Source organism: Caulobacter sp. P1_B12_2 (assembly GCF_056406675.1).
Map to the genome: position 1 here is coordinate 1 of NZ_JBFTZS010000150.1, position 9,864 is coordinate 9,864.

The 9,864-nt window shown below is 68.6% G+C and carries 9 protein-coding genes; 1 reads left to right on the top strand and 8 read right to left on the bottom strand.

Annotation, left to right across the window (positions count from 1 at the left end; genetic code table 11):
* From AC1DZ6_RS11320 to AC1DZ6_RS11345, 6 genes are all read right to left on the bottom strand, one after another.
* Positions 1 to 904, bottom strand: a 904-nt coding sequence (locus AC1DZ6_RS11320; RefSeq protein WP_477097281.1) for an FtsW/RodA/SpoVE family cell cycle protein, incomplete at its 3' end; no start/stop codon positions are given.
* Positions 901 to 2,952, bottom strand: a complete 2,052-nt coding sequence (gene mrdA, locus AC1DZ6_RS11325) for a penicillin-binding protein 2 (protein ID WP_477097282.1) — start codon at positions 2,950 to 2,952, stop codon at positions 901 to 903. The genes mrdA and AC1DZ6_RS11320, both read right to left, overlap by 4 nt.
* 4 nt (positions 2,953 to 2,956) lie before the next feature.
* Positions 2,957 to 3,466, bottom strand: a complete 510-nt coding sequence (locus AC1DZ6_RS11330) for a hypothetical protein (protein WP_477097283.1) — start codon at positions 3,464 to 3,466, stop codon at positions 2,957 to 2,959.
* A gap of 1 nt (position 3,467) precedes the next feature.
* Entirely contained in the window at positions 3,468 to 4,595 is a 1,128-nt protein-coding gene (gene mreC, locus AC1DZ6_RS11335) for a rod shape-determining protein MreC (RefSeq protein WP_477097284.1), read from the bottom strand.
* A gap of 44 nt (positions 4,596 to 4,639) precedes the next feature.
* Positions 4,640 to 5,683, bottom strand: coding sequence for a rod shape-determining protein (locus tag AC1DZ6_RS11340; protein WP_004623009.1), 1,044 nt, complete (start codon positions 5,681 to 5,683; stop codon positions 4,640 to 4,642).
* A gap of 366 nt (positions 5,684 to 6,049) precedes the next feature.
* Positions 6,050 to 6,934, bottom strand: coding sequence for a DMT family transporter (locus tag AC1DZ6_RS11345; RefSeq protein ID WP_477097285.1), 885 nt, complete (start codon positions 6,932 to 6,934; stop codon positions 6,050 to 6,052).
* 123 nt (positions 6,935 to 7,057) lie between these two features.
* On the opposite strand from AC1DZ6_RS11345, the gene AC1DZ6_RS11350 reads away from it, so the two are divergent.
* A complete protein-coding gene (locus AC1DZ6_RS11350; RefSeq protein WP_477097286.1) occupies positions 7,058 to 7,546 on the top strand; it encodes a hypothetical protein in 489 nt (162 codons plus the stop codon).
* A gap of 3 nt (positions 7,547 to 7,549) precedes the next feature.
* Here the strand turns inward: AC1DZ6_RS11350 and AC1DZ6_RS11355 are convergent, their stop codons facing one another.
* The gene (locus tag AC1DZ6_RS11355) at positions 7,550 to 9,124 is read right to left on the bottom strand and encodes a 2-isopropylmalate synthase (RefSeq protein WP_477097288.1); all 1,575 of its coding nucleotides are present in this window, start codon (positions 9,122 to 9,124) and stop codon (positions 7,550 to 7,552) included.
* 353 nt (positions 9,125 to 9,477) lie between these two features.
* Positions 9,478 to 9,864, bottom strand: a 387-nt coding sequence (locus tag AC1DZ6_RS11360) for a TVP38/TMEM64 family protein (protein WP_477097287.1), incomplete at its 5' end; no start/stop codon positions are given.

Genomic DNA, 9,864 nt, shown 5'->3' on the forward strand with positions numbered 1-9,864 from the left:
GGGCCATGAAGATCGCCACCCCGTACAGGAACAGCACGCTGAAACAGCCGATGAATCCGAACTCCTCGGCCAAGGTGGCGAAGATGAAGTCGGTCTGCTTCTCGGGCAGGAAGTTCAGCTGGCTTTGCGAGCCCAGGCCGAAGCCCTTGCCCATCAGCCCGCCCGAGCCCAGGGCGATCTTGGACTGCATGATGTGATAGCCGTTGCCCGACGGGTCCTTCTCCGGATCCATGAAGGTCAGGATGCGGTTGCGCTGATAGTCGTGCAGCACGAAGAAGATGAATGGCGGCAGGGCGGCCAGGCCCGCCACGATGCCGCCGATGATCAGCCGCAGCGACAGGCCGGCCAGCACCATCACCGCCAGGCCCGGCAGGGCGATCAGCACGGCGGTGCCGAGGTCGGGCTGGTGGGCGACCAACAGGGTGGGCACGCCGATGAGGGCCAGCGGCACCAACAGCTTCCAGGACAGGCGGGCGCTGTCGGCGGAGAGGCCGTGATAGTAGCGGGCCAAGGCCAGGACGACGCCGATCTTCATGATCTCCGACGGCTGGAAGCGCAGCGGTCCGATGGCCAGCCAGCGCTGGGCGCCCAGCGATACGTCGCCGACCGCTTCCACCGCCACCAGCAGCAGCAAGGCCACGCCGTAGAGCGGGTAGGCCATGGTGAACCAGACCCGCAGGTCGATCATCGCCAGGGCGATCATCATCACGAAATAGATGCCGAAGCGCAGCAGGTGCTTGTCGGCCCACGGCTCCCACGAGGCGCCGGCGATCGAGAACAGCATCAGCGCCCCTGTGCCGGCGATCAGGCACAGGACCAGACACAGGGTCCAGTCGATCTCCATGAACTTGATGATCGGCCGGTCGCGTTCGCCGGGCCGGCTGAGGCCGCCGCTGAGGGTCATCGGGGAACTCCGGGAGCGGGAGACGCGGGAACGGTCGGGGTCGTGGGGGCCGGGGTCGGCGACGGGGGCGGCGCGCCCACGGTCGGATCGTCGGGCGCGGCGCCCTCGACCGAGCCGTCGGGGTTCTCGACGGGCTCCGGCGGCAAGGGCATGGGGCGTTCGATGCGGGCGCGAACCTCGGGGTCCTTCAGCAGCGCCACGCGCATCACCTCGCGGGCCCGCGGGGCGCCGGCCGTGGCGCCGCCCAGGCCGCCGTGCTCGATGATCACGGCCACGGCGTAGCGTGGGTCGTCATAGGGGGCGAAGGCCACGAACAGGTTGTGGTCCTTCAGGCGCCAGGCGACGCTGGTGCTCTTGCGGTTGGCGACATTGTCGTAGCTGCGCACCTGGGCCGTGCCGGTCTTGCCGGCCATCTTGACGTCGCCCAGGCCCAGCTGGCTCTGGCGGTAGGCGGTGCCGCGCACGTCGTTGGCCACGGCCTCCATGCCGCCGCGCACATAGGCCAGATGCTCGGGCGTGAACGGCAGGTCGGGCACGGCCGCGCCGCTGGGCTGTTCGACCCCGCCGACCGACTTGATCAGGCGCGGGTTCAGCGCCTTCTTGCTGTTGGCCAGGCGAGCGGTCATCACGGCCAGTTGCAGGGCGTTGACGCTCAACGCCCCCTGCCCGATCCCGTAGCTGGGGGTCTCGCCCGGAAACCAGATCTGGTTGGCGGGATTCTTCTTGAAGGCCCGTTTCTTCCACGCCCGGTCGGGCACCAGGCCCTTTTTCTGGCCGGGAATGCCGATGTCGAAGGTCTCGCCGAAGCCCATAGCGCGGGCCGCGGTGGCGATCGCGTCGGGGCCGATCTTCAGCGACGTCTGGTAGAAGTAGATGTCGCAGGAGTTCTTGATGGCCTCGTGCAGGTTCTGCGAGCCGTGGCCGCGCTTTTCCCAGCACCGCCAGGTCCGACCGCCGTAATACCAGCTGCCGCCGCAGCTCACGCGAACCTCGGGATCGACGCCGGCGGTCAGGGCGGCCAGGCCGACGGTGGGCTTGAAGGTCGAGCCGGGCGGAAAGTTGCCGCTCAGCGCCTTGTCCAGCAGCGGCTTGCGCTCGTACTCGGCGAGCGCCTTGTACTCAGGACCCGACAGGCCCTTCACGAAGCGGTTGGCGTCGAAGCTGGGGGCCGAGACCATGGCCAGCAGGTCGCCGTTGCGCACGTCCATCACGACGATGGCGCCGCTTTCGTCGCCCATCACCTCCAGGGCGCGGTTCTGGATGTCGGCGTCCAGGGTCAGGCGGACTTCCTTGCCGGGCGTCGGCGGGATGTCGCCCTCGGGATCCAGCCGGACCACGCGGCCTTGCGCATCAACCTCGGCCTTGGTGGCCCCGGGACGGCCGCGCAGCTCGCGGTCCAGGGCCTTCTCGACCCCCTGCTTGCCGATCCGGAAGCCCGGATGGTGCAGCAGGTCCTGGTCGGGTTCGTCCTTGGCCTTCTCCAGGTCGCGGTCGGAAACCTTGGCGACATAGCCGATCACATGGGCGAAGGCGCCGCCGAACGGATAGACCCGCACCTCGCCCATGTCGGCCGTGACGCCGGGCAGTTCGGGGGCGCGGATGTTGACGCGGGAGAACTCCTCCCAGGTCATGTCTTCCATCACCGCCACTGGGGCCTTCCGGGGCGCACGGGCGATGTCCTTGATCAGACGGGCGCGGCGCGTGCCGTCGATCGGCACCAGAAGGGCCAGGTCGTCCAGCGCCGCTTCGACGTCGAACTCCTTGGATTCCTTGGTGATCATCAGCCGGAAGTTCGGGCGGTTCGACGCCAGGGCCACGCCGTTGCGGTCGAGGATCAGGCCGCGCGGCGGCGGCATCAGGCGGTAGTTGAACTGGTTGCYGGCCGAAAGCTTCTGGTAGCGCCGGGCCTCGACCAGCTGCAGCTGGGCCAGGCGTCCGCCCAGGGCCAGCAGCCCGCCGCCGGCCAGGCCGCCCATCAGGAACGCGCGCCTATGGAAGACGCCTTGCCGCTCGTTGACCTCGAAGAAGAAGATTGACGGCTCGCTCATGGCGTCACCGGAACCGCACGTCCGCGTCCTCGAACCGGTCGATCAGCCGGTGGGCGAACGGGAACAACAGGGCCGTGACCAGGAACTGCCAGAACACGGCCAGCAGGCTGGGCATGGCGAGGCTGTCCAGCATGCTGAACAGGAAGCCGCCGGCCATGGCCACGGCGGTGACCCCAGCGAACCAGGCCCACATCATCGGTCGGCTCTGGCCGGTCATCATGTTGCGGCCAGCCAAGGCGGTGGCGTAGGCGACCAGCAGCGACAGGCCCCACAGGCCGGTCGGCCCGCCCCAGAACGTGTCCAGGAACAGGCCCAGCAGCAGCAGGGCGAACGGGGCCAGGATCGACGGACGGATCAGGGCCCAGGCGAAGGCCGGCACCATGGCGAACACGGGCTCGGGCAGCTGCAGGCCGTAGATGCGGATCGGCGCGGCGAAGGCGATCGTCGCCAGCACGCAGAACAGCGCCGGCACGCCCAGCCAGCGGCCGGGATGCAGAGGCCGCGCGCCGCCCACCCTAGATCCCCCCGCCGGTCGGCTGGCCGGCCGCCGGCGCGGGCGTCGCGGGCTTGGGCGTCGCGGGTTTTGGAGCCGCCGGCTTCGGGGCTGTTGGCTTGGGCGCCGGAGTCGTCGTCGCGGTCGGCGGCTTGGCCCCGGCCGGTGTCGCGGGCGCGGCGCCGGCCGGCGGCGTCTGGACGGGCGGCTTGGGCGCGGTGGCGACCGGACCCAGGATCGAGACGTCGGGATCCTCGGTGGTGACCGGCGGCAGGCTGCGGGTCAGCAGGGCCTTCTGGTCGGCCAGTTGCGAGAAATCCTTGAACAGCAGGATGCGGACATAGTCGATGGCGGTGTCGTCGGCGAACAGCACCACCCGCCAGCGGCCGTCCAGGCCCTTGACGGCCGCACCCACCGGCAGGCCGCGCGGCACCACGCCGCCGTCGCCCGAGGTGACGACCCGATCGCCCTCCTTGATCGGATCGACGCCGCGCAGGTATTCCAGCTTCGGATTGGGGCCGCCGTCGCCGGTCAGGATGGCGCGGGCGTTGGTGCGATCGATCATCACCGGCGTGCGCGACGCGATATCGGTCAGCAACAGCACCCGGCTGGCCCCGTGGGCGACGCCGACCACGCGGCCGACCAGGCCGCGCTCGTTCATCACCGGATTGCCGACCACCACGCCCTTTTCCGCGCCGCTATCGGCCAGGCGGGTGTTGGCGAACGGGCCGCGCGTGTCGCTGACGACGCGGGCGGCGACCATCGGGATCGGCGGATCGGTGCGCAGGCCCAGCAGCGAGCGGTAGCTCTGGTTCTTATCGACCTCGGCCAGATACTGGTCGCGATAGCCGCGCATTTCCTTCAGCTCGGCCTTCAGGCGGCGGTTCTCGGACGCCGTGAAGAAGTAGCTGCTCATGAAGTCGACGCCCAGGCCGGTCCAGCGGCCCGGGGCGGCGATCACGCCGCTGACCGGCTTGGACACCGTATCGACCGTCTGGCGGGTGACGCCGTACGCCTGTTGTTGAAGGGTCTCGCGGCGATCGGCCAACAAGAACGCCACCGCGATCACGATCGCGACGATCAACGCCACGGCCGCGGTCCAGGTCAGCGGCACTTTCAGGTCGCCGAGCGGACCTTCGCGAAAGGGCACGTACGAGTTCTCCCGACGCCCCCCGCGGCGTCCTTACGATTCGCCTAGGCGAGAGTCGATTCAAGCACGCCCTTCATCCACTTGGGATGTTCGAGCACCTTGCCGCAGCCCAGGGCCACGCACGACAGCGGATCGTCGGCCACGGTGACCGGCAGGCCGGTGTGGTCGCGGATCTCGGCGTCCAGGCCGCGCAGCAGAGCGCCGCCGCCCGTCAGCATGATGCCCTTGTCGGCGATGTCCGACGCCAGTTCCGGCGGGGTGGCTTCCAGGGCCACCTTCACGGCTTCGACGATCTGCCCGACCGGTTCGGCCAGGGCGTCGGCGGCCTGCTTTTCGCTGATGCGGACTTCGCGCGGCACGCCCTGCATCAGGTCGCGGCCCTTGACGTCGATCGACAGGCCTTCGCCGTCGGCCGGAGCGCGGGCGGTGCCGATTTCCTTCTTGATGCGCTCGGCGGTCGTTTCGCCGATCAGCAGGTTATGGTGGCGACGCATGTAGCTGATGATCGCCTCGTCCATCTTGTCGCCGCCGACGCGGACCGAACGCGAATAGACTATGCCCGACAGCGACAGCACGGCCACTTCGGTGGTGCCGCCGCCGATGTCGACGACCATCGAGCCGGTCGGCTCGTGGATGGGCAGGCCGGCGCCGATCGCGGCGGCCATCGGCTCGTCGATCAGGCCGACGCGGCGGGCCGAGGCGTTCAGGCAGCTGTCGTTGATCGCGCGGCGCTCGACGGCGGTGGCGCCCGACGGCACGCAGACGATGACCTTGGGGTTCACGAAGCCCTTGCGGTTGTGAACCTTGCGGATGAAGTACTTGATCATCTCTTCGGCGACTTCGAAGTCGGCGATGACCCCGTCGCGCATCGGGCGGATGGCTTCCATGTGGCCCGGCGTGCGGCCCAGCATCTGCTTGGCCTCGATCCCCACCGCGTGAACGATCTTGCGGCCGCCGACATTACGCAGCGCAACCACCGACGGCTCGTTCAGGACGATGCCCTTGCCCTTCATGTAGATGAGGGTGTTGGCGGTGCCCAGGTCGATGGCGATGTCGTTGGAGATGACGCCGAAGAGGGAAGAAAACATTGAAAGCCCTGACTGAGGGGATAAGGGGCGAAGCGGGTCGTCAAAAAGAGCAGGCGGAAGTCGGCGAAACGGAGCCATTTGCATCGCCGAAGCGACGAAGGCGAAGCGAAAAGATGGCTCCTACTTCAATTCCAAAGCAGGACAACATGATTCCCGCGAAATGCGGGTTTATGTCCCACTGACGAACGCCTGTCGCACGACGGGAGCGCTGGCCCCTGCCGCGCCGTCGTCTGACTGCAACAAAGCTGCCGACGGAGCCCGTTTGCCCTGCGAAAGCGTTGATTTCAAGGTCTATTACGGACCCTGGCTCACCTGTATCCGCAGAACGGCGTCGCGGGGGGTTTCATCCCAGAAACATGGCGTTTTCTAGCCGAGCGCCGCCATGGCCACGCCGACCGCCGCGATGAGGCCGAAGATCATCTGCACGGGGGTCAGGCGTTCCGCGAACAGGCGCCGTCCGGCCAGGGCCGCGATGGGCGCTTCGATCACCCCTACCGCCCTCACCTGTCCCGCCGGCGCCAGGGCCAGGGCGATGAACCAGCCGGCCGAAGCGGCCGCGCCCCAGAAGCCGGCCACGAGCGACGGCCGCCAGGCCTTGACCACCGCCACCAGGGCGGCGCGGTCGCCGACGGCCAGGAACAGGGTCAGGGCCGCCGTCTGGGCGATCTGGACGGTCATCAGGGTGACCACCGCGGCGAAGATCGGATGGTTGGGCTCCAGGGCGTGGCCCGCTTGCCGGAAAGCGTTCAGGCAGAAGCCGAACGCCAGCCCCGACAGCAGGGCGTAGACCGCGCCGCTGACGGGCTTTTCGCCCGACATTCCGGTGCGCGGCCAGGTGACCACCAGCAGGGCGACGCTGGCCAGGGCCACGCCGGTCCACCCCAGCGGGCTCAGCCTCTCGCCGTAGACCAGCAGGCCCAACAGGGCGGCCAGGGGGATCGAGCTCTGCTGCACCGCCGTGGCCACCGCGAAGCTGGCGCGGCGCATGGCGACCAGCAAAGCGGCCGTGGCGGCGATCTGACTGGCGCCGCCGAGCAGGGCCGCCGCCCAGAAGGCCGGGGTCGCGTGCGGGTGCTCGCCCCGCGTCAGGGCAAAGGCGACCGCGACGAACACCGCCGTGAACGGCAGGCCGAACAGGAACCGCACCAGGGTCGCGCCCCAGGGTCCCGTCCCTCCCATGATCGACCGCTGGGCGGCGTTGCGGGCCACCTGGGCGAACGAGGCGGCGATGGTGATGGGAATCCAGATCATCACTGTTCCTTATGCCGCCCTTATGCGGGCGACGTCTTTCCGAATGGAGGCCTTAGGCCCTCAGGGCGCACACCCTCGGCGTCGGCCCGTCCGGTGACGGGCGACCAGTCAGAGGTTTCGACCATGTCGTCCCATCCGTCCAAGTGGACCCCCATTGGGCAGGCCGCGCGGTTCCTGCTCGGCGTTCCGACCGACGGGATCCAGCACACGCTCGGGCGCATGCTCACCCTCGCCGAGGCCACGCCGCTGTGTTTCGTGGCGGTGACCGGACCCGAGGCGGGCGAGGCGATGAGCGTGCTTTGGCGCAAGGGCTATGACCGCGTGGAAGCCGCCCGCCGGGCCACCTGCCGCGCGGCCGACGAGCAGAGCGACGTGCTGCTGATCGTGGGCTGCTCGACGGTGTCCGACGCGCTCGCCGCGGCGTCCTCGACCCTGACCATGCTGCGCCCGGGCGGGGCGATGGTCATCGACGCCGGCGCGTTCCTGGATCAGGAGCCGCGCCGGGCGCTGTGCGAGGATCTGCGGGCGCTGGGCCTGGAGGTCGAACCCCAGGCCTGCCTGTCGGCGGAATTGTTGGCGACGCGGCCGTTCTCGAAGCGAGAAGCGGCCTAGCGGCTAGAACCCGCTGGCGATCGCCGCTTCCGGCCGGCTCTTTTCCTTGCGCGCCATGAGGTTGTTCAGGGCGTTCACATAGGCCTTGGCCGAGGCGGTCAGGGTGTCGGTGTCGGCGGCCTGGCCCGTGGCGATGCGGCCGTCCTCTTCGAGGCGGACCGAAACCTGGGCCTGGGCGTCGGTGCCTTCGGTCACCGCGTGCACCTGGAATAGGCGCAGGGCGGCGTTGTGCGGCACGATCTGCTGGATGGCGTTGAACACGGCGTCCACCGGACCGTCGCCCGAGGCTTCCGAGGTCTTCACTTCGCCGTCGACTTCCAGGGTCAACTCGGCCGACTGGCCGTCGGTGCCGGCCACCACGCGCAGGCGCTGGACGCGGATGCGCTCGGAGCCGCGCGCCAGGGCGTCGTCGACCAGGGCGATGATGTCGTCGTCGTAGACGTGCTTCTTGCGGTCAGCCAGGTCCTTGAAGCGGCCGAAGGCCTCCTTCAGGGCGTTCTGGCCCAGCTCGTAGCCCAGGTCCTTCAGCTTGGCGCGGAAGGCGTGGCTGCCCGAGTGCTTGCCCATGACCAGGCTGGACGGCGCCTGGCCGACCGATTCCGGGGTCATGATCTCGTAGGTCTCGCGGTTCTTCAGCATCCCGTCCTGGTGGATGCCGCTTTCATGCGCGAAGGCGTTCTTGCCGACGATGGCCTTGTTGTACTGCACCGGGAAACCGGTGATGGCCGAGACGTAGCGGCTGGCGCGGGTGATGTGGGTGGTGTCGATCTTGGTCTCGAAGGGCAGCTTGTCGCCGCGCACCTTCAGGGCCATCACGATCTCTTCCAGCGCCGCGTTGCCGGCCCGCTCGCCCAGGCCGTTGATCGCGCACTCGATCTGGCGCGCCCCGCCCTGCACGCCGGCCAGGCTGTTGGCCACGGCCAGGCCCAGGTCGTTGTGGCAGTGGGTCGAGAAGATCACCTTGTCGGCGCCCTCGACGTTCTGGGTCATCCAGCTGAACAGGTCGGCGTATTCCGACGGATAGGTGTAGCCCACCGTGTCGGGCAGGTTGATCGTCGTGGCGCCGGCCTTGATGGCGGTCTCGATGGCGCGGCGCAGGAACTGACGCTCGCTGCGCGTGGCGTCCTCGGCCGACCATTCCACGTCGTCGCGCAGGTTGCGGGCGTGGGTCACCGAGCGGGCGATCACGTCGATGACGGCGTCCGGCTCCATCTGCAGCTTGTGCTTCATGTGCAGGTCGCTGGTGGCGATGACCACGTGGATGCGGCCGCGGGCGGCGGGCTTCAGGGCCTCGGCGCAACGGTCGATGTCGACCTGATGGGCGCGGCACAGGCCGGCGATGGTGCTGTTCTTGACGATCTTGGAGATTTCGCGAACCGCTTCGAAGTCGCCGTTCGAGGCGATCGGGAAGCCGGCCTCGATGACGTCGACCCCCATCTCCTCGAGGATCTTGGCCAATTCCAGCTTCTCGTCGTGCGACATCGAGGCGCCGGGCGATTGCTCGCCGTCGCGCATGGTGGTGTCGAAAATGACGACGTTGTCGCGCTTGTCGAAAGCGCCGGCGGCTACGCCAGAAATATCGGTGGTCATGGATCTACTCGTCGGAAGGTGTCTGCGTGGGCCGGTCTGGCCTTAGGGGGGCGGCGGGGTCAGTCATCCCCTGTGCGCCCGGCCACGACGATGCGCGGCCCCTAGAGCGCCCAGGGGGTGGTAAGCCGAAGCGAAAGCAGTTGGCGCACGACGTTCATGGTTGCTTTCTACACAGCGGCCCAAAATCCAGCAAGCATTTTGCGTTAATCGCGCAATTGGCCGCACGCAGAGCAATTTTCAACCGCGACGCGTGACATTCAGGGTCAACCGCTTCGGCAGTCCTCGGGTTCGCGCGTCAAACGCCCCGAAGATGACGCCAAGGCAATGCGAACCGCCCTCGCCTAGTCCGCCGCCTCTTCGCGCCGCTTGAGCCAGTTCCGCGCGATCAGGCCGGCGACGATCCAGACCGCCACCGCCACGACCAGCATGACGATGTGCCGATTGCCGCCGCCCTTCAGCGCCTGGACGATGGAATTGCCGGCGAAGGCGGTCAGGGCGATCTTCGGTATGATGCCGACGGCGGTGCCGGCCGCGAAGTCGCGGAGCTTCATCGGCGTGACGCCGGCCGCCATGTTGACGACGATGAACGGCGCCGAGGGCACCAGGCGGACGATCAGGCTGGCCAGGAAGCCGTTCTTGCCGATCAGCTTCATGAACTTGGCCACGCCGTCGCCGGCCAGGTCCTTCAGCAGCCGGCCGCCGAACGACCGTCCCATCCAGAACCCGAT

What these genes read in the sequence shown, in the direction of transcription:
- AC1DZ6_RS11345 (WP_477097285.1), bottom strand. Translation starts at nt 6,934, where the DNA reads ATGATCTGGATTCCCATCACCATCGCCGCCTCGTTCGCCCAGGTGGCC.
- AC1DZ6_RS11350 (WP_477097286.1), top strand. Translation starts at nt 7,058, where the DNA reads ATGTCGTCCCATCCGTCCAAGTGGACCCCCATTGGGCAGGCCGCGCGG.
- AC1DZ6_RS11340 (WP_004623009.1), bottom strand. Translation starts at nt 5,683, where the DNA reads ATGTTTTCTTCCCTCTTCGGCGTCATCTCCAACGACATCGCCATCGAC.